The organism is Vibrio agarivorans (assembly GCF_030409635.1).
Taxonomy (GTDB): domain Bacteria; phylum Pseudomonadota; class Gammaproteobacteria; order Enterobacterales; family Vibrionaceae; genus Vibrio; species Vibrio agarivorans.
In genome coordinates this window covers 411550-437128 of sequence record NZ_JAUFQF010000004.1, presented here as the reverse complement: position 1 = coordinate 437128, position 25579 = coordinate 411550, and the positions used below count along the sequence as shown (strand labels likewise).

23 protein-coding genes, 1 other RNA gene and 1 pseudogene are annotated in these 25579 nt (G+C 47.5%); 18 read left to right on the top strand and 7 right to left on the bottom strand.

What is annotated here, in order from left to right; genetic code table 11:
- The first annotated feature begins 3 nt into the window (after positions 1 to 3).
- Complete coding sequence (gene parC, locus QWZ05_RS10360; protein ID WP_264874763.1) at positions 4 to 2283, top strand: DNA topoisomerase IV subunit A; 2280 nt, start codon at positions 4 to 6, stop codon at positions 2281 to 2283.
- Between the two features lie 79 nt (positions 2284 to 2362).
- On the opposite strand, the gene degS is transcribed toward parC, so the two are convergent.
- The 3 genes from degS to zapG all read right to left on the bottom strand — a co-directional run bounded on the left by degS (position 2363) and on the right by zapG (position 5575).
- Positions 2363 to 3439, bottom strand: coding sequence for an outer membrane-stress sensor serine endopeptidase DegS (gene degS / locus QWZ05_RS10355; RefSeq protein ID WP_264875457.1), 1077 nt, complete (start codon positions 3437 to 3439; stop codon positions 2363 to 2365).
- Positions 3440 to 3595: 156 nt separating this feature from the next.
- Complete coding sequence (locus QWZ05_RS10350; RefSeq protein ID WP_290298289.1) at positions 3596 to 4963, bottom strand: DegQ family serine endoprotease; 1368 nt, start codon at positions 4961 to 4963, stop codon at positions 3596 to 3598.
- Positions 4964 to 5101: 138 nt separating this feature from the next.
- Positions 5102 to 5575, bottom strand: a complete 474-nt coding sequence (zapG, locus tag QWZ05_RS10345) for a Z-ring associated protein ZapG (RefSeq protein WP_264874766.1) — start codon at positions 5573 to 5575, stop codon at positions 5102 to 5104.
- A 120-nt stretch (positions 5576 to 5695) separates the two neighbouring features.
- Between zapG and zapE the strand changes: the two genes are divergently transcribed.
- The 8 genes from zapE to sspB all read left to right on the top strand — a co-directional run bounded on the left by zapE (position 5696) and on the right by sspB (position 12073).
- Positions 5696 to 6820 (top strand): cell division protein ZapE, encoded by a 1125-nt coding sequence (gene zapE / locus QWZ05_RS10340; RefSeq protein WP_264874767.1) that lies wholly within the window; start codon positions 5696 to 5698, stop codon positions 6818 to 6820.
- 256 nt (positions 6821 to 7076) lie between these two features.
- On the top strand, positions 7077 to 7505 hold the full coding sequence (gene rplM / locus QWZ05_RS10335; protein WP_164647397.1) for a 50S ribosomal protein L13: 429 nt from the start codon (positions 7077 to 7079) through the stop codon (positions 7503 to 7505).
- Positions 7506 to 7520: 15 nt separating this feature from the next.
- Positions 7521 to 7913: a 30S ribosomal protein S9 gene (gene rpsI / locus QWZ05_RS10330; protein ID WP_264874768.1), complete on the top strand. Its 393-nt coding sequence runs from the start codon at positions 7521 to 7523 to the stop codon at positions 7911 to 7913.
- A 311-nt stretch (positions 7914 to 8224) separates the two neighbouring features.
- A complete protein-coding gene (gene petA, locus QWZ05_RS10325; protein ID WP_264874769.1) occupies positions 8225 to 8818 on the top strand; it encodes a ubiquinol-cytochrome c reductase iron-sulfur subunit in 594 nt (197 codons plus the stop codon).
- On the top strand, positions 8818 to 10083 hold the full coding sequence (locus QWZ05_RS10320; RefSeq protein ID WP_264874770.1) for a cytochrome b: 1266 nt from the start codon (positions 8818 to 8820) through the stop codon (positions 10081 to 10083). The genes petA and QWZ05_RS10320 overlap by 1 nt, the downstream gene beginning before the upstream one ends.
- Complete coding sequence (locus QWZ05_RS10315) at positions 10080 to 10817, top strand: cytochrome c1 (RefSeq protein ID WP_264874771.1); 738 nt, start codon at positions 10080 to 10082, stop codon at positions 10815 to 10817. The genes QWZ05_RS10320 and QWZ05_RS10315 overlap by 4 nt, the downstream gene beginning before the upstream one ends.
- 105 nt (positions 10818 to 10922) lie before the next feature.
- On the top strand, positions 10923 to 11558 hold the full coding sequence (gene sspA / locus QWZ05_RS10310) for a stringent starvation protein SspA (protein ID WP_264874772.1): 636 nt from the start codon (positions 10923 to 10925) through the stop codon (positions 11556 to 11558).
- Between the two features lie 11 nt (positions 11559 to 11569).
- Positions 11570 to 12073, top strand: coding sequence for a ClpXP protease specificity-enhancing factor (sspB, locus tag QWZ05_RS10305; RefSeq protein WP_264874773.1), 504 nt, complete (start codon positions 11570 to 11572; stop codon positions 12071 to 12073).
- 79 nt (positions 12074 to 12152) lie between these two features.
- Here sspB and QWZ05_RS10300 read toward each other — a convergent pair whose 3' ends face one another.
- The 4 genes from QWZ05_RS10300 to QWZ05_RS10285 are packed head-to-tail and all read right to left on the bottom strand — an operon-like array spanning position 12153 to position 15537.
- A complete protein-coding gene (locus tag QWZ05_RS10300; RefSeq protein WP_290298287.1) occupies positions 12153 to 12722 on the bottom strand; it encodes a BON domain-containing protein in 570 nt (189 codons plus the stop codon).
- Positions 12723 to 12725: 3 nt separating this feature from the next.
- Positions 12726 to 13316: a phosphoheptose isomerase gene (locus QWZ05_RS10295; protein WP_264874775.1), complete on the bottom strand. Its 591-nt coding sequence runs from the start codon at positions 13314 to 13316 to the stop codon at positions 12726 to 12728.
- 9 nt (positions 13317 to 13325) lie between these two features.
- Positions 13326 to 13739: a YraN family protein gene (locus tag QWZ05_RS10290; protein WP_264874776.1), complete on the bottom strand. Its 414-nt coding sequence runs from the start codon at positions 13737 to 13739 to the stop codon at positions 13326 to 13328.
- Entirely contained in the window at positions 13726 to 15537 is a 1812-nt protein-coding gene (locus tag QWZ05_RS10285; RefSeq protein ID WP_264874777.1) for a penicillin-binding protein activator, read from the bottom strand. The genes QWZ05_RS10290 and QWZ05_RS10285 overlap by 14 nt, the downstream gene beginning before the upstream one ends.
- Positions 15538 to 15719: 182 nt before the next feature.
- On the opposite strand from QWZ05_RS10285, the gene rsmI reads away from it, so the two are divergent.
- From rsmI to murD, 9 genes and pseudogenes are all read left to right on the top strand, one after another.
- Positions 15720 to 16586 (top strand): 16S rRNA (cytidine(1402)-2'-O)-methyltransferase, encoded by an 867-nt coding sequence (gene rsmI, locus QWZ05_RS10280; RefSeq protein ID WP_290298284.1) that lies wholly within the window; start codon positions 15720 to 15722, stop codon positions 16584 to 16586.
- A gap of 64 nt (positions 16587 to 16650) precedes the next feature.
- Positions 16651 to 17080: RNase P RNA component class A (gene rnpB, locus QWZ05_RS10275), an RNA gene on the top strand.
- Between the two features lie 206 nt (positions 17081 to 17286).
- Positions 17287 to 18237 carry a 16S rRNA (cytosine(1402)-N(4))-methyltransferase RsmH gene (gene rsmH / locus QWZ05_RS10270; RefSeq protein WP_264874779.1) on the top strand — a complete coding sequence of 317 codons (951 nt, stop codon included), beginning with the start codon at positions 17287 to 17289 and terminating at the stop codon, positions 18235 to 18237.
- Positions 18238 to 18249: 12 nt separating this feature from the next.
- Positions 18250 to 18567: a cell division protein FtsL gene (gene ftsL / locus QWZ05_RS10265; protein ID WP_264874780.1), complete on the top strand. Its 318-nt coding sequence runs from the start codon at positions 18250 to 18252 to the stop codon at positions 18565 to 18567.
- On the top strand, positions 18564 to 20303 hold the full coding sequence (locus QWZ05_RS10260) for a penicillin-binding transpeptidase domain-containing protein (protein ID WP_264874781.1): 1740 nt from the start codon (positions 18564 to 18566) through the stop codon (positions 20301 to 20303). The genes ftsL and QWZ05_RS10260 overlap by 4 nt, the downstream gene beginning before the upstream one ends.
- Positions 20304 to 20315: 12 nt before the next feature.
- Positions 20316 to 21806 (top strand): UDP-N-acetylmuramoyl-L-alanyl-D-glutamate--2,6-diaminopimelate ligase, encoded by a 1491-nt coding sequence (gene murE, locus QWZ05_RS10255; RefSeq protein ID WP_264874782.1) that lies wholly within the window; start codon positions 20316 to 20318, stop codon positions 21804 to 21806.
- Positions 21803 to 23173, top strand: coding sequence for a UDP-N-acetylmuramoyl-tripeptide--D-alanyl-D-alanine ligase (gene murF / locus QWZ05_RS10250; RefSeq protein ID WP_290298280.1), 1371 nt, complete (start codon positions 21803 to 21805; stop codon positions 23171 to 23173). The genes murE and murF overlap by 4 nt, the downstream gene beginning before the upstream one ends.
- A pseudogene (gene mraY / locus QWZ05_RS10245) lies at positions 23170 to 24251 on the top strand (phospho-N-acetylmuramoyl-pentapeptide-transferase). The gene murF and the pseudogene mraY overlap by 4 nt, the downstream one beginning before the upstream one ends.
- Positions 24251 to 25570, top strand: coding sequence for a UDP-N-acetylmuramoyl-L-alanine--D-glutamate ligase (murD, locus tag QWZ05_RS10240; RefSeq protein ID WP_290298278.1), 1320 nt, complete (start codon positions 24251 to 24253; stop codon positions 25568 to 25570). Before mraY ends, murD begins: the two are co-directional and overlap by 1 nt.
- Positions 25571 to 25579 lie beyond the last annotated feature (9 nt).

Below are 25579 nucleotides of genomic sequence, written 5' to 3'. Positions count from 1 at the left end.
TGAATGTCTAACGAAATTACATACGATGGCGTTGAACAGCTGCCAATGCGCAGGTTTACAGAAGACGCTTATCTGAACTACTCGATGTACGTCATCATGGACCGTGCCTTGCCATACATTGGCGATGGTTTGAAACCGGTTCAGCGTCGTATTATCTATGCAATGTCGGAGCTGGGCTTATCAGCGGCGGCGAAATACAAAAAATCGGCTCGTACCGTTGGTGATGTGTTGGGTAAATATCACCCTCACGGTGATTCTGCGTGTTATGAGGCGATGGTACTTATGGCTCAGCCGTTCTCATATCGTTACCCATTGGTTGATGGTCAGGGAAACTGGGGGGCGCCAGATGACCCGAAATCATTCGCTGCGATGCGTTATACCGAAGCGAAGCTGTCTAAGTTTGCCGAAGTTCTACTTGGTGAGTTAGGGCAGGGCACGGTCGAGTGGCAGCCGAACTTTGATGGCACAATGAAAGAGCCACAAATGTTGCCAGCGCGTTTACCGCATATTCTGCTCAATGGTGTTACGGGTATCGCGGTAGGTATGGCGACAGATATACCACCACATAACGTTCGCGAAGTCGCTGATGCTACTGTGCATCTGATCGACAATCCAAAAGCCGATTTGAATGATGTGATGCAGTTTGTAAAGGGCCCGGATTACCCGACAGAAGCTGAAATCATTTCACCGAAATCTGACCTTGAGAAAATCTATCGCACGGGTCGTGGCAGCATTAAGATGCGTGCCGTTTGGCATAAAGAGGGCTCTGATATTGTGGTAACTTCACTACCACACCAAGTATCGGGCTCTAAGCTGCTTGAGCAGATCGCCAATCAGATGCGAGCGAAAAAACTGCCAATGGTCGATGACCTGCGCGACGAATCGGATCATGAAAACCCTACACGTATCGTGATTGTGCCGCGTTCAAACCGTGTCGACAGTGAGCAGTTGATGAATCACCTGTTTGCTTCAACGGATCTTGAGCGTAATTATCGCGTGAACCTCAATATGATCGGCCTAGACAATCGCCCGCAGGTGAAAGGTTTAGTTCAGATCTTAGGTGAGTGGATTGAGTTCCGCCGCGAAACAGTGCGTCGCCGTTTACAATACCGCTTAGACAAGGTGCTTGCTCGCCTACACATCCTTGAAGGTTTGTTGGTGGCGTACCTCAACTTAGACGAAGTGATTGAAATCATTCGTACTGAAGATGAGCCTAAAGCGGTACTGATGGAGCGCTTTGGGATCACTGACATCCAAGCTGACGCGATCCTTGATACTAAACTTCGTCATCTTGCCAAACTTGAAGAGATGAAGATTCGTGGCGAACAAGACGAGCTTGAAAAAGAGCGTGAAAAGCTAGAGCAGTTATTAGGCTCTGAGCGTCGCATGAATACTCTTCTGAAGAAAGAGATCAAAGCTGACGCTGAGAAGTACGGTGATGATCGCCGCTCTCCATTAGTAGAGCGCGCAGAAGCGAAAGCGTTGACTGAGCGTGACTTAGTACCAAGTGAACCAATCACTGTCGTACTGTCTGATAAAGGTTGGATTCGTCACGCGAAAGGCCATGAAGTGGATGCGACAAGCCTGAACTACAAGTCTGGTGATAAATACTTGGCTCATGCAAGAGGTAAGAGCAATCAGCAAGCGGTGTTCTTGGGTAATGATGGTCGAAGCTACTCGCTAGAATCACACTCGCTGCCTTCGGCTCGTAGTCAAGGTGAGCCAATTACCGGTCGATTGAATGTCGCTGCAGGTACAAATATTACCCAAGTCGTGATGGGTGATGATGAAGCCTTGTGGTTGATTGGTTCTGATGCAGGTTATGGGTTTGTGTGTAAAGGTAGTGACATGCTGTCGAAGAATCGCAGCGGTAAAGCACTAGTCACCTTGCCACAAAACTCGCAAGTGATGACACCATTAGCGATTGCTGATTTGGATGCCGATGAGATATTGGCCATCACTAACCAAGGTCGCATGCTGATGTTCCCGATTAAAGACCTACCGCAACTAGGTAAAGGTAAGGGCAACAAGATCATTAATATTCCTGCGGCAAAAGCAAAAGAGCGCGAAGAGTTTGTGTCTCACCTTATGCCAATTCCGCAAGGGGCTTCATTGACGCTCTATGCGGGTAAGCGCAAGCTAGGCTTGAAACCGGCAGATTTAGAGAACTTCCGAGGTGAGCGTGGCCGCCGTGGTAGCTTGTTACCAAGAGGTCTTCAGCGTGTGACTCGTATAGAGATTGATGCTGATTCAGATAAGAGTGAACCAGCCGAAGAGTCTTGATACTCGAAGGAAAGCTGATTAATACAAAGCCCCATGATTGCTCATGGGGCTTTGTATTTATGCACAGTAATGAATGAGTTTACTGCGGAATAAATTCGCGCGAGTCTTCGGCTATCGTTACCTTGAGCGGAAGCTCTTCACCATCGCGCAGAACGAGGATATCAATGACGGTGCCTGGTCTAAGATCGGTCACTTGGTCCATCACGCTTTGTTTGCCATTCACCTTTTTACCATCGATTTTTAAGATGATGTCTTGGGTTTCAAAGCCAGCGGCGGCGGCAGGTCCGTTAGGGTCAATACCGAGAACAACGATACCGCCTAAATGATTATCTCCTAGTAAGCGAGCTGTCACTGAGTTGATGTCTTGTCCATCAATACCGATGTAGCCACGAATGACGCGACCATCAGCGATAATTTTCTCCATAATACGCTTGGCCAGCACGTAAGGAATAGCGAACGAGATACCATAGGTCTCAAGCTCTGTCGCTTGTTGGAATGACGCGGTGTTAATACCCACAAGCTCACCGCGAGTGTTAACCAATGCACCGCCCGAGTTACCCTCATTGATGGCTGCATCGGTTTGGATAAAAGATTGACGACCATCAGCACTGATGGATGAGCGTCCTGTTGCTGAAATAATGCCGAGTGTTGTGGTTTGACCTAGGTTGTATGGGTTACCAATCGCTAAAACAATATCTCCGACTTGTGCTTTATAATCCTCGCTTTGTGGAATGACAGGGAGGTTCTCACCCTCAACGCGAAGCACCGCGATGTCTGTACGCCTATCAACCCCGACGACCTGCGCTGCGGCAACTCGACCATCTTGCAATGCGACAATAATCTGGTCAGCTTGAGCCACTACGTGATAGTTGGTAATAATGTAGCCTTTGTCACTGACAATAACGCCAGAGCCTAGACCTTGTGTAGAGAGCTGAGTGCGTGAGCTTTCGGTGTATTTGCGACTATAAATATTGACAACTGCCGGCGCGGCCTCTCGAACCGCTTCTTTAAAAGATACCTGTAGCTGTTGAATACTGTCTGGCTGTGGAGTGACGTAATCGGGCAATACTTGCTGGCGTAAAGAGGGCATGGCGAGCAACAGCAAGGCTGCCGTAGCAAGGCCTAGACCGACAGAGCGCAGCAGAAAATGAACAATATGCACCGGTAATTCGCCTCTTCCAAAAATGAGTTAAATATTTACTAAGGATAGCATTCTGGTCAGTGACAAACCATATTATCAATTTGTTTTTGCTGTAAAAAAGGCACGCATGTCGCGTGCCTGTGTGTTGGTAATATATTTTAGGTTGATGTGTTAGCGAATGACTAAGTAGAGGGTTCTTTCGCCTCGCTGTACATTAAGGGCCAACACTCCTTCTGTTTTTTCTACAATAGCGCGCAGTTCAGCCAGGTTTTTCACTCGGTGACGATTGACGCCAATGATGATGTCGCCCTGTTGTAATTGATATGATTCAGCCGGTGAGCCTTTGGCAACACCAGAAACCTTGATGCCTGCAATCGCATCTTGATCGGTTGTGTTGGTGAGCTCTGCCCCAGTTAGGCCTGGGTGCAGCTTATCTGCAGAAGTCTTCATGTTGCTTTGCTCGCCAAGGGTAACGTCAAATTTCATCGACTTACCATCGCGAACAACGCCGAGTTCGATCTCTTTTCCTGCTCCCAGAGTGGCGACTTTCGCACGTAATTCACTGAAGGTGTTAATCTTACGCCCATTGATCGAGACAATAATATCGCCGGCTTCTAAGCCCGCTTTGTCAGCTGCGCTGTCTGGAACCACTTGACTGACAAAGGCACCTTTGCTTGATTCATACCCTAGCGCTTCAGCCAGTTCGGAAGTGACTTCACCACCTTGCACCCCTAGCATACCGCGTTTGACTTCGCCAAATTCAAGGATCTGAACGGTCAGGTTCTTCATCATGTTAGAAGGAATAGCAAAGCCAATACCGATGTTGCCACCGTTTGGTCCTAAGATTGCGGTATTGATACCAATCAACTCGCCATTAAGATTAACCAGTGCACCGCCAGAATTACCGCTGTTTATGGCTGCATCAGTTTGAATAAAGTTCTCAAAGTTTTCCAGGTTGAGGCCGCTGCGGCCAAGAGCAGAAACGATACCGGAGGTGACGGTTTGACCCAGACCAAACGGGTTACCAATGGCAACGGTAAAGTCACCAACGCGCAACTTGTCGGAATCCGCCACGGTTATTTGCGTGAGGTTTTTCGGCTTGTCGACTTTTAATAACGCAACATCTGACATTTCATCACCGCCGATGAGCTCGGCGTCATACTCTCTGCCATCATGCAGTTTGATACGAATCTTGTCTGCGCCATTGATGACGTGATAGTTGGTTACGATATGACCCTGTTTGGCGTCAATAATGACCCCCGAGCCTAAACCTCGGAAGGGGCGCTCTTGTACTTGTTCAGTGGGAAATTCAGGTCCAAAAAAGAACTGAAAGGGTTCAGGGATTTGCTGGCGTGCAACTTGTGTTCCTTCAACGGCAATACTGACAACCGCGGGTGTCACTTTCTCAAGCATCGGCGCAAGGCTAGGCAGTTGTTCACCTTGAACAGAGAGAGGTAGCGCTGCTTGAGCTGAGATTGGGGTAAGGGCTACCCCAAGACTAAGTGAGAGTGCGGTCAGGGCTAGCAAAGGTTTTTTCATCTAAAACTCCTATAAATGTACCCAAGAATCCAATCTAAATTTGGCTAAGGCATGAGCCCAAGGCAAGAATTCTTTGATGCTATGGAGATTTCGACTCAAAAACCTTAGCTAAGTTCCTAATTTTATGTCAGAAGAATGTTAAGACGCCTTTGCGGTAGCAACTTCAGGGGTATGAAGGATTTCTTTCTCTTCTTCTTTAAGTAGGCCAGTCGCACCATTAGCGTAATCACGTGGTGCTTGGTCGATATCGGTAACCTTGCTCTCTTCGACGGACTCTTGCGTCTCGGTCTCTTGAGGCTGGGTTTCTGGTTGAGCAACCAATTTAGTAAATGGATTATCCTGCTCTGGCTGATGAGGCAGTAGCTCGCGTGATGTCTCTGCCATATGCTGATAAAGCTTGGTGTAATCTTTGCCAATAGTGTCAAGTAGGGTTGCGGTTTGGGCAAAGTGATCTGACAGTTCTTGGCGTTGTTGCTCTAAAGTAAATTGTGCAGATTCTAAGTCTTTTTGTAGGTGTTTTTGTTTCTTTGCGTCAGGGGCTGTAAAGCGGGCAACAAAGTAACCAATAAGTGCACCAATTAGTAAGCCAACAATAGCGTAAATCCAAGGCATAGAAGTTCCTCTTTTTAGTTATTTAACCTTTGTGTAACTCACTGGTTACAATGGGGTTCAGTCCCATGTTACTATGAGACGCAGAGTCGATAAAGAAAAATAGCCATGTTGAGGATGGGAATGAGCAGTGAAGGACTAACACCAATTCAGCGCTATCACTATGATGTAGAGCACAATGGATTTGAGCATGACAGTGCACAAATGCAAGCGGTTACTGCGCTTGATAAGTTGTATCTGTCGTTTCAAGAGTACCTCGCTTTTAAGCCCAAGCCGTTATCAATGATGCAAAAGCTGATGGGTAAAAAGCCACAAATAGCTAAGCCGCCACAAGGGTTGTATATGTGGGGCGGGGTAGGTCGTGGTAAAACCTATTTAATGGATACGTTTTTTCATGCTTTGCCAGAAGAGGGAAAAATGCGGGTGCATTTTCACCGCTTTATGTATCAAGTGCACAATGAACTCAAGGAGCTCAAAGAGACCGTTAACCCACTTGAAGTGATCGCCGAGCGTCTAGCAAAAAATATCAAAGTGATCTGTTTTGATGAGTTTTATGTGTCTGATATTACCGATGCGATGATTCTCTCTACCTTATTCAATGCGCTATTTAATCGAGGGGTAGTGTTAGTCGCCACCTCAAACATCCCGCCAAGCAATTTGTATAGAAATGGTCTGCAACGTGCCCGCTTTTTACCCACAATCGCACTAATAGAAAAGCACTGTGATGTGCTGAATGTCGATAGCGGAATCGACTTTCGCCTTAGGACTCTGGAGCAGGCCGAGATCTATCACTCCCCGCTAGACAATCAAGCCACGGACAACCTTAAGCGCTATTTTTCCGAGTTAACCCAACATTGTGAGCCTTCTGAAATAACCCAAGAAGTAGACGTCAATCGGCGTTTACTTACCGTGGAGGGCTGCTGTGAGGGGGTATTGTATGCAAGCTTTGCCCAGCTTTGTGAATCTGCGCGAAGTCAAAATGACTACATTGAGCTGTCGCGCTTCTACCACACGGTGCTGCTGAGCAACGTAAAACAGATGAATCAGTCTAACGATGATGCAGCGCGACGCTTTATCGCACTCGTCGATGAGTTTTATGAGCGTAATGTGACGCTGATTATTTCAGCCGAGGTACCCATAGAACAGTTGTATCTCGATGGGCTACTCAGTTTCGAGTTTGAGCGTTGTAAATCTCGCCTGATTGAAATGCAAAGTCATGATTATCTTGCACGTGAGCACTTGGCCTAAAAGGAGAGGGCTAACTCCAAGGTGATTAATCAAGGGTAAGAAAAATTTAAATTAATACCGAAAAAGAGGTGATTTTTTCATCTGACTTCTCTATAATCCTGCGACCCACCGTTACTGCAGACCTGTTTGGCGGATTTTTCCAACGAACTTAAAGGTCGAGAGTGCCATCCACTCGAAGGGGTGATGACTGGGCTCTTAGTCAGTGGGAGCAAATGCTCCTTTAAGTGTAAATCAAAATTATCGGGTTATTATTAGCATGAAAACTTTCGTTGCTAAACCAGAAACTGTAAAACGCGACTGGTATGTTGTAGACGCTGAAGGTAAAACTCTTGGCCGTCTAGCAAGTGAAATTGCATCTCGCCTACGTGGCAAACATAAAGCTGAGTACACTCCACACGTTGACACTGGTGATTACATCATCGTTATCAACGCAGAGAAAGTTACTGTAACTGGTAACAAAGCTGCAGCTAAGACTTACTACCGTCACACTGAATTCCCAGGTGGCCTTAAGTCAATCACTTTTGACAAGCTGATCGACCGTAAGCCAGAAATGGCTATCGAACTAGCAGTTAAAGGTATGCTTCCACGTGGTCCTCTAGGCCGTGCTATGTACCGTAAGCTTAAAGTTTACGCTGGCACTGAGCACAACCACGCTGCTCAGCAACCAAAAGTACTAGACATCTAATCGGGGATTTAGGAAATGGCAGAGAATAAATACTACGGCACTGGCCGTCGCAAAAGCTCAGCTGCACGTGTGTTCATCACACCAGGCAGCGGTAACATCGTAATCAACAAGCGTAGCCTTGACGAGTACTTCGGTCGTCCAACTTCTCGTATGGTTGTTAAGCAACCTCTAGAGCTAGTTGAGATGGTTGAGAAACTTGACCTATACATCACTGTTAAAGGTGGTGGTATCTCTGGTCAAGCTGGTGCTATCCGTCACGGTATCACTCGTGCTCTTATGGAGTACGATGAGTCTCTACGTCCAACTCTACGTGCTGCGGGTTATGTTACTCGTGACGCTCGTTGCGTTGAGCGTAAGAAAGTTGGTCTACGTAAAGCACGTCGTCGTCCACAGTTCTCAAAGCGTTAATTTTTACGATTATCGTTTTGTTTGTTCGAAAGAGCAAAGTTGCAAAAGCCTGGTTTTTACCAGGCTTTTTTATTGCTTATAAAACCGACCCTCCTAAAGTCCTTTCCTCTTCCAAGCCGGATTTCTACTAAAATTCACCTTTTGTTCTAAAACCCTGACGTATGTTACAAAAAAGTAGCTTTATCTTGTCAAAAAGTGGGGTTTTCTTTATCATTTCTCATCAAATAAATACAATCAAAACCGGAATTGTTAGCCGTGCTCTGTAAAGGGAAATTAACAAACCCGAAAGGAGTCAATGGGAGAATGTTTGGATGAGCAATGCGCCATTAAATAACGGACGCAGACGTTTTTTAACTGCTACAACCGCGGTTGTGGGTGGTTTGGGAGCTGCTGCAGTCGCCGTACCTTTTATTAAGTCATGGAACCCGAGCGCCAAAGCCAAAGCGGCAGGTGCACCGGTTGAAGTTGACATCGGTAAACTAGAAGAAGGCCAGATGGTCCGCGTTGAGTGGCGCGGGAAACCGGTTTGGATTGTTCGCCGTGCTCAATCTGTTGTCGATGGCTTAACCGATCTCGATAGCCAGTTGCGTGACCCAAGCTCCGCTGAGGAGCAGCAACCGGCTTATGCCACCAACGCCTATCGCTCAATCAAGCCAGAGTATTTTGTTGCGGTGGGTATCTGTACCCACCTTGGGTGTTCTCCAACTTATCTGCCAGACACATTTAGCGAGCAAGTTCAGGGGGTAAAATCTGGCTTCTTCTGTCCGTGTCACGGCTCGAAGTTCGATATGGCTGGGCGCGTATTCCAAGGCGTACCTGCTCCTTTGAACCTTGTTGTTCCACCACATATGTATATCAGCGACACCAAGGTGATCGTTGGTGTCGATGAAGAAGGGGAAGCCTAATGCAAGCACTACTAGATTGGGTTGAGAAACGCTTACCCGCGATGAATGCGTACAAGAAGCACCTGTCAGAGTACCCGATGCCGAAGAACTTCAACTTCTGGTATCTGTTTGGTTCTCTGGCAATGTTAGTACTTGTTAACCAGATCCTTACCGGTATCTGGCTAACCATGAACTATGTACCGTCTGGCGAAGGGGCGTTTGCTTCTATTGAATACATCATGCGTGATGTAGAGTATGGATGGTTATTACGCTACATGCACTCAACAGGCGCATCCGCATTTTTTGTTGTTGTGTATCTGCACATGTTCCGTGGCTTAATTTACGGATCGTATCAGAAACCACGTGAGCTGTTATGGCTGTTTGGTATGCTGATTTTCCTCGTGCTGATGGCGGAAGCTTTCATGGGCTACTTGCTGCCTTGGGGGCAAATGTCTTACTGGGGTGCTCAGGTTATTATCTCGCTATTTGGCGCGATTCCGGTGATTGGTGATGACCTAACACTTTGGATTCGCGGAGATTATGTTATCTCTGGTGCTACGCTGAACCGATTCTTTGCTCTGCACGTGATAGCCTTGCCGATTGTATTGCTGCTACTGGTTGTATTGCACATTTTGGCGCTACATGAGGTGGGATCTAATAACCCAGATGGTATCGAAACCAAGTTGCCGAAAGGGTCGATGGGTTCGGATTATGAACCGCAGTTTAAGTTCCACGAGTCTTACACTAAAAAGTACGACATTATTGATTCGATTCCATTCCACCCTTACGGAACAGTGAAAGATCTTATTGGTGTCGCAGGCTTCTTGTTCTTCTTCTGTTATGTGTTGTTCTTTAACCCAGAGATGGGCGGCTTCTTCCTTGAACCACCTAACTTTGAGGCCGCTAACCCATTGAAAACACCTGAGCATATTGCACCTGTTTGGTACTTCACGCCGTTTTACGCGATTCTACGTGCGGTTCCCGATAAGTTGATTGGTGTTGTTGCGATGGGGGCTTCGATTGTGGTGTTGTTCCTACTCCCATGGTTGGATCGTTGTAAGGTTCGTTCATATCGTTACCGCAGCAAATTGCATCTGATTAACATTGTTCAGTTTACTATTTGTTTTATTGCCTTGGGTATCTTAGGTGCGTTACCAGCAACACCGCTGTACACCATTCTGGCTCGTATCTTCAGCTTGGGATACTTCATGTTCTTCGTGCTGCTGTTCTTCTACAGTAAAAACGAAGCGACCAAACCACTACCAGAAAGGGTAACATTCAAATGAAAAAATGGATTTTAGTTTTATTTGCAATGCTGCCTTCATTGGCGATGGCAGCGGCGGTGAGTGTTCCGTTAGACAAAGCCAACAATGACATGTCTGATCAAGCATCACTGCAAAATGGTGCCAAGTTGTTCATGAACTACTGTTTCGGATGTCATGCAGCTGAATATCAACGTTATGAGCGTGTGGCTGATGATTTAGGTATTCCTCATGACCTGATGAAAGAGAATTTGATGTTTGATCCAGAAGCCAAAATTGGCGACTTGATGACTAACGCGATTCCTCAAACATCCGCGGCTGCTTGGTTTGGTGCTCCACCACCAGACTTGACGTTAGTTGCTCGTGTACGTGGTACAGACTGGCTCTACACCTACTTGCGCGCGTTCTATAAAGATGATTCTCGTCCGTTTGGTGTCAACAACTATGTGTTCCCAAGCGTCGGTATGCCACATGTGCTTGAAGAGCTGCAAGGTATCCCAGAGCCTATTTACGCAACTAAAGTTGTTGATGGCGAAGAGAAACAAACGGTAGTGGGCGTGAAAGCCGATGGCACTGGTGAACTGAATCAAGAAGAGTATGACAATGCGGTTCGTGATTTGGTGAACTTCCTTGAATATTCCGGAGATCCAGTGAAACTAGAGCGTCATGCACTTGGTTGGTGGGTGATGGGTTTCCTTGTCATCTTCACTATCATTGTTGTGTTACTGAAGAAAGAATATTGGCGTGATGTGCACTAATTGTGCTATCATACTGTGCTAATTTCCAAATTTTATGAAGTAATGGAGGCTTAGCCTCCATTATTTTTTTATCTCAATTATTTTGTAAGTGTGCTGGAGGGCTCCATGGCTGTAGCTGCCAATAAACGTTCTGTGATGACGCTATTTTCAAGTGCATCTGATTTGTATAGCCATCAGGTTCGTATCGTTCTAGCTGAGAAAGGCGTTAGTGTAGAAGTCGAGCTGGTAGATGAAAACAACCTTCCTGCAGAGCTAGCTGAGCTAAACCCATACAAAACAGTCCCAACACTAGTGGACCGTGAACTGGCTCTGTACGATTCTAAAATTATTATGGAATACCTTGATGAGCGTTTCCCTCATCCGCCACTAATGCCTGTTTACCCTGTTGCTCGTGGTAGCAGCCGTCTAATGATCTACCGCATTGAGCGCAACTGGTACTCTCTCGCAGAGAAAGTGATCAAAGGTAATGCTGAAGAAGCAGAAGCAGCACGTAATAAACTGCGCAACGACCTACTAACTCTGGGTCCTATCTTTGCAGAATACGAGTACTTCATGAGTGAAGAGTTCAGCCTAATTGATTGCTACCTAGCACCACTATTGTGGCGTCTACCATCAATGGGTATCGAGCTTTCTGGCCCAGGTTCAAAAGAGATCAAGGTTTACATGAACCGCGTATTCGAGCGTGACTCATTCCTAGCATCTTTGACTGAAGCAGAGCGTGAAATGCGCCTGACTCGTTAATAGGCAGGTTGATGGACGTATCTAACATGACACCAAGACGCCCATACCTGTTAAGGGCGTTCTATGAGTGGCTGGTTGATAATGATTTAACGCCACACCTTGTTGTTGATGCAACGATGAGTGGTGTGCGTGTGCCGATGGAGTTTGTTCAGGATGGTCAGATTATCTTGAATGTAGCTCCTCGTGCGGTGGGTAACTTAGAGCTTGGCAACGAAGCGATCATGTTTAATGCTCGTTTTAGTGGCCGTCCTCACTCTGTGATTGTGCCACTTTATGCTGTTCAAGCGATCTATGCTCGTGAGAACGGTGCAGGCACCATGTTTGAGCCTGAAGAGGCCTACATGGGAAGCATTGAAGAAGAAGACTTTGAGTCAACTGAGGCTATCGCTGATGAATCGACTGAAGGTGGTGAGCACTTGTCAGTCGCTTCTGAAACGCAAGCTGAATCAGAGGCTTCAGATTCAGAACCAACACCCCGCCCGAAAGGCAAACCAAGTTTACGAGTGGTTAAGTAAATTAACCGCGATGAACAAAAAAAAGCAGCGATATTCGCTGCTTTTTTTATGCCTATTGTTTGTTGTAAGCCTTGGGTGACTAGTCACCGTATTGAAAAGCTCGCACAACCTTCTTTACGCCGGAGATATTTCTCGCCACGTCGGTCGCGATATCTGCATGGTGATGAGAGACGTAGCCAAGTAAAAAGACCTCTTCGTCTTCGGTGATGACTTTAACTTTGACGCCATTTAACTCTTTTTCTGTCAATAAGGCAGACTTTACCTTGGTGGTTATCCAACTATCACGGCTAATACCAGAAACTGAAAGGGGCTCACGTTGACGAACTTGGTCATAGACATCTGTCACGCCCTCAATCTCTTTCACGTCGTCGATAAGCTCTGCCATTAGGGTTTCATCGTTGGTTTGACCCATCAGCACAACAATGCCTTTATAAGCACTGCTTGTTACTCGTACATTATCCACATACGGTGTTTTGCTGGTGATTGACGCCACTTCAAACTCAATGTTGTTGTCACGCCACATTTCAGAAGTCGAGCGTGTGTCTGTCACAATTGTTGCAGTGGTTGCTGCGCCAGCGAGAAACAAACCTGCACATCCTGTTAGGCTGATGGTTAGCGCTGCGGTAGCTAAGAGTTTAAATAACTTCATTGTTTACTCTTCATGGGCTGGAAATAGAACTTGATCCACCAAGTCACATAAGCAGTGCAGCGTCACCATATGAACCTCATGGATGCGCGCTGTTCGGTGGGATGGAATACGGATTTCAACATCATTTTCGCCCAGTAAGCCAGCCATTTCACCGCCATCTTTGCCTGTAAAGGCGATGATAGTCATATCGCGAGTGACGGCTGCTTCCATCGCTTTGATGATATTTTTGCTGTTACCACTGGTTGAGATGGCTAGCAAGATATCGCCAGTTTGACCAAATGCACGAACCTGCTTTGAGAAAATCTCGTCGTAGTGGTAGTCGTTTGCTACCGCGGTTAAGGTCGTATTGTCTGCGGTTAATGCGATTGCAGGTAGGCTAGGACGTTCAGTTTCAAAGCGATTAACTAAACAAGAGGTGAACAGCTGGGCATTGGCGGATGATCCGCCATTACCACAACAAAGGATCTTGTTGCCGTTGAGTAGGCTAGTGACCACGGCCTGAGCGGCGTGCATTATCGCATCGGGTAGTGCTTCTGCTGCGGCGATTTGAATTTGAATACTCTCGGTGAAGCTGTCTTTAATGCTGTCTAGCATTGATTAATCCTAATATATTTCAGTTAGTGCACTCTTAATCCATTCAACCTGTTGGCCTTGTTTATGTAAGGCAACAACATCAAACCGCATATCGGTGTTGTGAACGGATAGGTTGTTCTTGGCAAGCCAAACTTGGGCTGTTTTCATGACGCGCCGAGCTTTTTTGGGCGTCACAGCTTCAGCGGCGTGACCGTATTGGGCATGTTGACGGTATTTTACCTCAATAAACACAATAGTTTCACTATCACGCATAATAAGGTCGATCTCGCCACATTTTGCACTAAAGTTGCGTGAGATGAGTGTCATCCCTTGGCGTTGCAGATGCTGCAACGCCAAGGTTTCGTAGTGGTGTCCGGATTGTTTGTTATTAGTGGCTGTTGATGCTGACCGAGAGGCCAGCTTCGTCCGACTAAAAAGTCCCATACTCCGCCCAGCTGATTTCACGTTCAACGACACATTGCTCATTGATGCTCAAGCGACCAGTATTGCCATCTATGCGCGTTTCAGGCACCACCTTCATTTGTGGTAAATCCAGCATCAACAGGTACGCGTCCATTCCCAATGCTTGTAAGCGACGTTGCGCTTTGGAACCGCTTGGCCAAAGGTTATCCATCTGAGCCTTGAGATCTTGATCAGGTTGAATCAGCAGAGGAATATCACTAAAGATCACGCCGGTAAGGTCTTCATACTGCTTCGAGCTACTATTACTGCGTGAGCTTGAAAACAGCTTAGGTGGTGTGGTGTCAGGGTTGATCGCAACCTCTATAAATGGCTTGATTAAGGTCAAATCAGAGCTATCAGCAACGATATAAACCGAGTCTATATCACGTCGGCTACGGGCTTGGGTCTCTAACTCGGTGCCTAGAATCGTCGACATTTGCGCGATACGCTGTTGGCTTTGCTGCAAACCAAACACATTATTGATATTACGTTGTAGCTGATTCTTATTGGCAAATAAATCGACTGCAGCGGGTGTTGTTGCCTGCTGCGCCCACTCCTCTTGGAAGGCTTTGGTCACACGTTTACCCAGATTGTTGTTTGGCGCCAAAATCAGCGGGAATTGATAGCCTTCCTCTGCTAGGTATTTTGCTGCCTGGGCAACCTCTTGCTCTGGTGATAGAGCTAAGTAACAAGTGCCGTACCCCGTCTCAATGTCTTCTGGGATGTTGAGCGCCAGCGTTGGAATTGGCGTAGGTAAGCTGCCTTGTATCTCTTGGAGCATCTCGACACTGCTTTTTTTCAGTGGGCCGACAATAAAATCAACTTGGTTGTCGATGATCTGGCTCTTGAGGTCTTGGCTTGAGATATCGGTCGTATCAATCACAATAAGGTGACTGTCAGGATCGCGATTGTCATCATTCATCATCGCAAGAATAAAACCTTCACGAATCAACTCTGACTGACCTTTGTATTTGCCACTAAGAGGCAGTAGCAAGGCTGTCTTCGATGGCAGGCTGATCTCTAAAGCTAATATCTCAGTAATCGCTTTGGGCGTATAAAAAGCGGCTGGGTGCTGAGAGTTGGCGTCCATCCAATTGTCTAAGGTGCTCTTCAAGCCGGCAATATTACCTTGCTGTGTTTTGAAGATTCTTGCGAGATCCAGCCAGCCAGCTAAAACAGCTTCATTCTGGTTGACGGCTAAACGGTTGAGCTGGTTGCCATCGTACTGCGCAAAGTTACTCCAAATTCGCTCACTGAGCAGTTGCTGGCTAGAAGCCGGAGCGTATTGCGCCATCGCAACGAGTTCACGATTGGCATTGAAGTAACTTGATTGCTGCTCAAACAGGTCTGCACGCAGTTCGTAATACTCTTCCCACTGCTCTGCTGGTAGATCCCAGTTAGGCTGGAAGTTCAAACCACTGATGGCGGTGGAATATTCGCCAAGTTGTCGGTATAAGTCGGCGCGGCTTAGTTGCCATTCAGCTTGCTGAATTGGCGACAACGAGAGGCGCTGAATACGCGTGATTAAGCGTGAGGCCAGGTCATCATCACCTTCTTTAATCGCAGCTTTGAGGGCCATGATCAACCAGTCGGCTTGAAGACTATCCTGCGTGCTATCGGCACGAATAAGGTAGGTTTGAGAATCTTGAACAGGATCTTGGGTAATGTCGACGCTATCAGGCACCTGAGGGGTCGATGAACAAGCCGCAATCGTCATTGCGAGTGCTACAGGAGTGAGTAAGCGTGGTACACTCCATTTTTTATGATTCTTTTTTGCCATGCGCTCTATTCTTGTGCGTGTTAAATTAAATCTACACCCTTCATGCTTGAAGACGTAGCACGGTTAATGAGTTATGACTCACTGAATTGCTTTAATAGGCTTAGCGGTGAGTGGTGCTTGTCGCTTTGCTGCATCAGTAAGTTATTAAGGTATATAGTAATCGTTGATGTGATGGTAAACAAATGACCAACAGTAAAACAATCCCTAACGACCTTCCTACGCTCTATATTGTACCAACTCCGATTGGTAATCTAGCGGATATCACACAACGAGCTATCGATGTGCTCTCTTCTGTGGATCTGATCGCGGCGGAAGATACACGCCACACAGGTAAATTATTGTCTCACTTTGGTATTAATACCAAAACTTATCCGCTCCATGATCACAATGAGCAGCAGAAAGCGCAAGCGCTTGTTGATAAGTTGCAACAAGGAAAGTCGATTGCGTTAGTGTCTGATGCAGGTACTCCGTTAATCAGTGATCCAGGATACCACTTAGTTAATCAGTGTCGTCAGGCCGATGTTAGAGTTGTGCCATTGCCAGGGGCTTGCGCGGTGATTACGGCATTGAGTGCATCGGGATTACCATCGGATCGGTTTAGCTTTGAAGGTTTTCTGCCAGCGAAAAGCAAAGGACGCAAAGATAAGTTCCTAGAAATTGCTAAAGCAGAGCGCACCTGTATTTTCTATGAATCGCCACATCGTATTCTCGACTCTTTAGATGACATGCTCGCTATCTTAGGGCCAGAGCGTGAAGTCGCTATTGCACGCGAGCTGACAAAAACGTTTGAGACGATTCGAAACATGCCACTAGGTGAGCTTGTTGAATGGGTACGCAGTGACGAAAACCAACAGCGTGGAGAAATGGTGTTGCTGGTGCACGGCTACCGCGAAGAAGCGAGCGATACCATTCCTGATGAAGTGACTCGAATGCTGACGATCTTGGTCAAAGAGTTGCCGCTTAAAAAAGCAGCAGCATTGTGCGCTGAAATCTATAACTTGAAGAAAAATGCTCTCTACAAGTGGGGCCTGGAAAACCTGAGTAATTAATCTTTTGGTTTGGATGTGAGTTTTACCTAGACACCCTAGTGAGAACTCTATACAATCCGCCACCGGAGTTGACTGGGTAGTCGCTGCTTTGTTGATGTCCTTCGGGAGACTGACGTTGAAGTCCTTTGGGAGACTGACGTTGACGTCCTTCGGGAGACTGACAAAGGGGAGGAAAGTCCGGGCTCCATAGAGCAGGGTGCCAGGTAACGCCTGGGAGGCGTAAGCCTACGACAAGTGCAGCAGAGAGAAAACCGCCGATGGCTCGCAAGAGTACAGGTAAGGGTGAAAGGGTGCGGTAAGAGCGCACCGGACGACTAGCAATAGTTCGTTGCAGGGTAAACTCCACCCGGAGCAAGACCAAATAGGCCTCCACATTGCGTTGCTCGCGTAAGGAGGCGGGTAGGTTGCTTGAGCCAGTGAGCGATTGCTGGCCTAGACGAATGGCTACCACCGCGCAAGCGGGACAGAACCCGGCTTACATGTCGGCTCCACCTATTCGAGACCCACCATGACATCTGTTGTGGTGGGTTTTTTGCTTTTTGCTGACGAAAATGCCTCTATAAACCGTAAACTTAGCGAGAAATCACAGCATGCGTGATGCTAACAGTGGCGATGTGGCGTTAAATCAGTACACTGAATACCATTAACGATTATTGCCGCCTACTCTTTACTGATGTATGCCGTAGCCGATGAGAACACCATGAGCGAATCATTCCAACACATTTCAGTTTTACTTAATGAGTCTATCGATGGCTTAGCCATCAAGCCGGATGGCGTATATATCGATGGCACATTTGGTCGAGGTGGGCATAGCCGCACAATTCTTTCAAAGTTGGGCGAAAATGGTCGTCTTTATAGTATTGACCGAGACCCTCAAGCCATCGCAGAGGCGGGTAAAATTGACGATCCTCGTTTTACTATTATTCACGGCCCATTCTCTGGCATGGCAGAGTATGCACAGCAATATGGCTTAGTGGGCAAGGTTGATGGTGTGTTACTTGATCTTGGTGTGTCTTCACCTCAGCTAGATGATGCAGAGCGTGGTTTCAGCTTTATGAAAGATGGCCCGCTTGATATGCGTATGGACCCTACATCGGGCATTTCAGTGGCTCAATGGCTGATGGAAGCTGATCTTGATGACATCACTTGGGTGATTCGTGAATTTGGTGAGGATAAGCACGCACGCCGCATTGCTAAGGCAATCGTCGCGTACCGTGAAAATGAAGAGAACGAACCGCTCACGAGAACTGGGCAGCTGGCAAAACTGATTTCGGATGCCGCTCCAAAGAGTTTTAAAGAGAAGAAGCACCCAGCAACACGTGCATTCCAAGCGTTCCGTATTTACATCAACAGTGAGCTGGAAGAGATCGATACCGCTCTGAAGGGGGCTGCGAGCATTTTGGCTCCACAAGGCCGCCTTTCGGTGATTAGCTTCCACTCGTTAGAAGATCGAATGGTTAAGCGTTTTATCCGTAAAGAGAGTCGTGGACCAGAGGTACCACACGGCATTCCAATGACAGAAGCACAAATCAGTGCTCTGGGTAGTGCCAACCTAAAAGCAGCAAGTAAAGCGATTAAACCATCCAAAGAAGAAGTGGAGATGAACCCACGCTCTCGTAGTTCGGTTCTTCGCTTAGCGGAAAAACTCTAAGAACATAGAAAAATGAGCAACAACGCGCCAAACCTCGCCAAAGTTATTGCCATGGATGTGCTCACTGCAGGGCGCGTTCCGTTGTTGCTTATGTTGACGCTACTCGTGAGTGCGATGGGGGTGGTATTTGTTACTCACCAATCTCGCACCGCAATTACTGATAAAGATGTCGCTCTGGTTGAGCGTGAGCGCCTAGGCAATGAATGGCGCAACTTACTGCTGGAGGAAACAGCCCTAGCAGAGCATAGCCGAGTTGAGCAACTCGCCATTCAAGAGCTAGAAATGAAGCGACCAGATGCAGATAAGGAAGTCTTGGTATCTCTAAAATGACCGCTAAGTCACGTACCAAAAAGAAAGCAGAGCCTGAAAAAGAGCCTACCCAAGCTGAATCGCCACTCATTAGATGGCGATTCTATCTTGTATTGGGTGCTATTTTCTGCGTTTTTACTGCGCTTGTCGGCCGAATCGGCTACATACAAATTGTTGAACCTGACAACTTGATTCGTCAGGGGGACATGCGCTCTGTTCGCGCTAAAACACTCCATTCTGCTCGAGGAATTATTTCTGACCGAAATGGTGAGCCACTCGCGGTGAGTGTGCCGGTTGAGGCAGTGTGGGCGGATCCTTACACCATTTTCAAAGAAGACGGCTTGAGCGATATTGAGCGTTGGTATGCCTTGGCAGATGTACTTGGTATCGAGCGTGAAGGAATGCTTGAGCGTATCTCCGCAAACCCTAGTCGCCGCTTTGTTTATCTTCAACGTCAAGTGAGCCCAGCCATGGCGAACTATATACGCGAGCTAAAGCTGGCCGGTGTTGGATTGAAAGCGGAGTCTAGACGCTATTACCCTTCAGGGGAGGTGAGTGCTCACCTTATTGGTGTGACAGGCATTGACGGCCATGGCCTCGAAGGTGTTGAGCGCAGTTACGACAAGTGGCTATCAGGCGAAGCGGGTAAACGCATTATCCGTAAAGATCGTTATGGTCGAGTGGTTGAAAATATTGCCCTTGAAGAGCGAGAAGAGGGTAAGTCTCTTGATCTTACGATTGATCAGCGCCTACAGGCGATTGCTTACCGAGCGATCAAACAATCGGTTGCCGATCACCGAGCGACGTCTGGCTCTGCCGTGCTCCTCGATGTAAAAACGGGCGCTGTGCTTGCGATGGTTAATGCCCCCTCGTATAACCCAAACAACCGTAACGACCTGCAAAGCTTTAAAATGCGTAACCGCGTTATCACTGATGCGTTTGAGCCGGGCTCAACAATCAAACCCTTTGTGGTTTTGGCTGCTTTGCAAAACGGCACGGTTGATTACGATACGGTGATTGATACAGGCAATGGCATCATGCCACTGGGTGGAAGCCGTGTGCGTGATACTTCCAAGGTGGGCAAGGCTGACCTCACGACGATTTTGAAAAAGTCGAGCAACATCGCAGTCGCGAAAATGGCTCTAGATATGCCGTTAGAAGACCTTCTCGATATGTACAGTAACGTTGGGTTTGGTCAAACGTCTGGCCTAAACTTGATCGGTGAGAGTACGGGTATTTTTCCCAACCGCCGCCGTTGGTCACAGTTTGAAATTGCGACACTTGCCTTTGGTTACGGACTCTCAATCACACCACTTCAATTGGCTCACGCATACGCGACCTTGGGCAACTATGGTGAGTATCAGCCGGTTCATATTATCGAGAACAATCAGCAAGACTTATCACGCCAAGTGATTGACCCAGAACATGCAAAGAATGTCTTAGCGATGCTAGAAACGGTCACTCAACCTGGTGGCACTGCCACTCGAGCAGCTGTACCTGGTTACCGTGTGGCGGCAAAAACGGGAACATCTCGAAAAGCCGCAGCGGGTGGCTATAGTGATGAATATTTTGCCTACACTGCCGGGGTGGCTCCTGCCAGTGACCCTCGCTTAGCGCTGGTGGTCGTGGTCAATGAACCACAAGGTGATAACTACTATGGTGGTTCCGTCGCAGGCCCTGTCTTTGCAGACATAATGAAAGGGGCGTTACAAATCTTGAATATAACGCCTGATGAAAATCGTTTTAAGAACGAGTAAAGGAAATCTCAGTTGCAAACTCAATCTGTAGATTTGGCGCATCTGCTCGCGCCATGGCTAGATTTATCTCATTCACCTTACGGCACACGTAAGGTTGGGGAGCTACACCTCGATAGCCGACAAATTAAGGCCAACGACACCTTTGTCGCCATTCAAGGCCATCAAGTGGATGGACGTACGTTTATTGCTAAAGCCATCGAGCTCGGGGCGACGACGGTTCTGTCGCAAGCGAGCGAACAACACCCGCACGGTGAGGTGGAAGAGCAGGGTGAAGCCATTGTTATCCATCTTGATAACCTACATTTGTCATTGTCACAACTCGCTGGCCGCAAATATTCGCATAATGATACTCAACTGATTGGGATTACAGGAACTAACGGAAAGACTACGATCAGCCAACTGATCGCACAATGGCTGACGCTTGTTGAGAAGAGAGCAGCGGTGATGGGCACAACCGGGAATGGCTTCTTAGAGAGCTTGCAACCCGCAGCCAACACCACTGGCAGTGCGATTGAAATTCAAAGAACCTTATCGGATTTACAACAGCAAGGCGCACAATACACGGCATTAGAAGTCTCTTCACACGGCTTGATTCAAGGGCGAGTGGCTGCACTGCAGTTTGACGTTGGTGTGTTTACCAATCTTAGCCGCGATCACCTCGACTATCACGGCACAATGGATGAGTATGCAGCGGCAAAAAAATTACTGTTTACTGAACACGCATGTAAAGCTGCTGTTATCAACGTTGATGATGCGGTTGGTCTGCAGTGGTGCTGCAGTATTGAAAACGATGTGGTTCCCGTATCGCTTGGGCAGCATCAAGATCCACAAGGCGTCTATGCCACGCAGGTTCGCTATGCAACAAGTGGGATTGGTATCGATTTTGCCGGTGTAGCGGGCTGCGGAACACTGAACGTTCCATTGATTGGTGAGTTCAATGCGAGCAATGTATTGCTCGCTTTCGCCACACTAATCAAGCTCGACATTCCCAAGCAAGCGCTTCTCACGACCAGTGAGCAGTTGAAGCCAGTTTTGGGCCGCATGGAGCTGTTTACTCAGCCAAGCAAAGCTAAAATTGTGGTCGATTATGCGCATACGCCAGATGCACTTGAAAAAGCACTGTCTGCATTGCGTGTTCATTGTGAAGGGAAGTTGTGGGTCGTTGTCGGTTGCGGTGGTGATAGAGACACAGGTAAGCGCCCTATGATGGCGGCTTCCGCTGAAAAGCTGGCTGACCGTGTTATTTTTGCCGATGACAATCCGCGCAGTGAGAGCCCGCAAGCGATCATTGCCGATATGGTTCAAGGCCTTAAGCATGCCGATAAAGTGGTTATCGAGCATGACCGATTCGCTGCGGCTCGTCACGCAGTAGAGCAGGCATCGGAGTATGACATTATTTTACTTGCAGGAAAGGGCCACGAAGACTACCAAGTTTTCGCTCAAGGGTCAGTGCATTACTCTGACCGAGAAACGGCTGCAAGATTGCTGGGAGCAACATTATGATTGAGGTTACTCTAGAGCAGGTTGCTGCAGTGACAGGTGGTGAGCTGTGTGGCGAGAACACAATAATTAAGGCAGTGTCGACTGATTCACGCCATATTGAGGCGTACTGCTTGTTCATCGCCCTTGTTGGAGAACGATTTGATGCCCATGATTTTGTGAATGCAGAACTTGCCCAACAAGCTAGCGCGGTATTAGTTGAGCGTAGATTGGCTCTTGATGTCCCGCAAATTGTGGTAGAAGACACTAAAGTGGCGATGGGGCAGTTAGCGGCGTGGGTACATCAACAGTGTGATACTCAAACACTAGCGATCACGGGTAGCTGTGGTAAAACTACGGTTAAAGAGATGTGTGCGGCAATTCTTGAGCAGAAAGGCAAGGTGCTGTTTACTGCCGGCAACTTCAATAATGATATTGGCGTACCCTTGACGCTGTTTCGTACCACCCCTGAACATGACTACTCGGTGATCGAACTAGGTGCTAATCATATCGGCGAAATTGCCTATACAACCCAGCTAGTCAAACCGAGCGTTGCTCTTGTCAACAATGTTGCTGCAGCGCATCTTGAAGGGTTTGGCTCTCTGGAGGGGGTCAAACAAGCCAAGGGCGAAATCTATCAAGGCTTGGTGGGTGATAAGGTTGCGATTGTCAATCTCGACAGTCAAGGTGAAGCTCAGTGGATAACGCTGCTCAGCGACAAAAAAGTCATCACATTCTCGATAAATAACCTAAAGGCAGACTTCTCTGCTGCAAACATTACGGTCAATAGTGACGGCTTTCCGAGTTTTCTGTTAATGACTCCATTAGGGGAGAAAAAGGTCACTTTAAACCTCATTGGGCAGCATAATGTTGCCAATGCGCTAGCGGCTGCTGCATTGACGATGCAGTTTGGTGCTACATTGGAAGAGGTTGTTCAGGGATTAAAGCGTCTTGCTCCAGTCAAAGGCCGTGTAGAGACGGTTGAACTGCATGAGCAGATTATGCTTATCGATGATAGTTACAACGCCAGTGTTCCAGCAGTACGAGCAGCGATAGACTTATTAGGTCAGTTCTCGGGTAAACGCTGGTTAATTTTGGGTAATATGGCGGAGTTAGGCCAACAAAGCCTTGAACTTCATCGCCAACTTGGCGAACATGCTGACCCATTCAATTTTGATTACGTTTTGACTTACGGTGAAGATGCTCGTGTGATCAGTGAGGAGTGCCAAGGCATTCACTTTGAGGATCACGATACCATGATCGACTACATTCGTTCTGAACTCGCACGCTCGCTTGAAGTTTCAAAACAAAAACAAACCTTACTTGTCAAAGGGGCCAATAGTGCTGGCATGTTTAAGGTTGCAAAAGCTCTTAAGGAGAGAGTTTTATGATTATTTGGCTTGCTGAACTACTCCAGCCATACTTTTCCTTTTTCGCCTGTTTGAATACCTATCTTTTCGAGCAATCGTTAGTATTCTTACCGCTTTGACGCTATCGCTATGGATGGGGCCAAGGCTTATCAAACGCTTACAGATGCTGCAGATTGGTCAAGTAGTGCGTGATGAAGGTCCTGAGTCTCATTTCAGTAAGCGCGGAACCCCAACCATGGGCGGGGTGATGATTCTTACCGCCATCTCGGTAACGATTTTGCTTTGGTCAGACTTATCAAACCCATACGTATGGGCGGTGCTGTTTGTTCTTGGTGGCTATGGCGCTGTGGGTTTTGTCGATGATTATCGTAAAGTGGTGCGCAAAAACACCGATGGCTTGATTGCCCGCTGGAAGTATTTCTGGCAATCAATGATTGCCTTGGTAGTGGCATTCGCGCTTTATGCGCACGGTAAAGATACCGCGGCGACTCAGTTGGTGGTGCCATTCTTTAAAGACATTATGCCGCAGCTTGGTTTGTTCTATATCGTCCTGACTTACTTTGTGATTGTGGGGACAAGTAACGCGGTTAACCTAACCGATGGCCTCGACGGCCTAGCTATCATGCCTACGGTTATGGTGGCATCAGGCTTTGGTATTATTGCTTGGGCAACGGGTAACGTAAACTTTGCGGCTTACTTGAATATTCCTTATATCCCTTACGCGTCAGAATTGGTCGTCGTCTGTACTGCAATTGTCGGTGCAGGTTTGGGCTTCTTATGGTTTAACACTTATCCAGCACAAGTTTTCATGGGCGATGTTGGCTCATTGGCGCTGGGTGGGGCACTTGGCACCATTGCTGTTTTAGTTCGCCAAGAGTTTGTACTGGTGATCATGGGGGGCGTATTTGTCATGGAAACCCTCTCCGTTATCTTGCAGGTTGGCTCATATAAGCTTCGTGGTCAGCGTATTTTCCGTATGGCACCGATTCACCACCACTACGAACTAAAAGGGTGGCCTGAGCCTCGCGTTATTGTGCGTTTCTGGATCATCTCTATCGTACTGGTTCTTATTGGCTTGGCGACATTGAAGGTACGTTAATGAATCATTGGCAAGGGATTTCCGACGTCGTCGTCGCAGGGCTCGGTATTACCGGGCTCTCTGTGGTTAATTACCTCGAGAAATATCACCCAAATATTACGGTCAAGGTGATTGATACTCGCCCTGTTGCGCCGAATGCACAGCAGTTGCCAGCTGATGTTGAATTACACACTGGTAGCTGGAATATCGCGTGGCTTGAGCAGGCGGATTTAATCATCGCCAACCCAGGTATCGCACTCGCAACGCCAGAGTTGCAGCGTGTAATGGCGATGGGTAAAACCGTAGTCGGAGATATTGAAATCTTCGCTTGGCATGTTAGCCAACCGACGCTGGCCATCACAGGCTCTAATGGCAAAAGTACCGTGACAGATTTAACGGGCGCATTAGCCAAAGCTGCGGGTGTAAAAGTTGCAGTGGGTGGCAATATTGGTGTTCCTGCGTTGGATTTAATCGCCGACGATGTTGAGCTCTACGTGTTGGAGCTCTCAAGCTTTCAGCTAGAAACTACCTCGAGTCTTAAACTTGCCGGCGCCGCCTTCCTCAACCTGTCAGAAGATCATATGGATCGTTATGAGGGAATGAGTGACTACAAGCTCGCCAAGTTACGTATTTTCGATCATGCGCAGCTTGCTATCGTCAATCGAGATGATGCAGAAACGTTGCCTGCCAATGACATCTCTATCAGCGATTTTTCCCTACAGTCAACGCAAGCGCAGTATCATGTTGTGACTATCGACGGTCGTGAGTGGCTGGTGGCCAAACAGCAACCCGTTATACCTGTCGAGCAGTTAACTCTAGTTGGACGTCATAATGTGGCAAATGCGTTGGCTGCAATTGCCTTGCTTGATAGTGTATCAGTGCCACGAGATGGATATATTGAGCAGCTACAAGCGTATAACGGATTGACTCATCGCTGTCAGATGGTGGCCGAGCACAATGGTGTGAGATGGGTAAATGACTCTAAGGCGACCAATGTTGCAAGCACGCTAGCTGCCTTATCTGGGCTGGACTGCCCGGGCCAGCTCTACTTGCTGGTGGGGGGGAATGGCAAGGGGGCTGATTTTTCGGAACTCAAACCGGTTCTCGCGCAGCTTAACGTGACCTTGTGCTGCTATGGGGCAGATGGCGATGAGTTTATGAACTTGAGTGAGAATGCCTTCCGTTTTGAAACGATGATGCAAGCTATTGAGCGATTCGCTCCTGAAGCCAAAGCAGGGGACATCATTATGCTCTCACCAGCTTGTGCAAGCTTCGATCAATTCCCGAACTTTATGGCTCGTGGTGATGCGTTTACTGACATCGCAAGAAACTGGCAGTAAGTAACATGG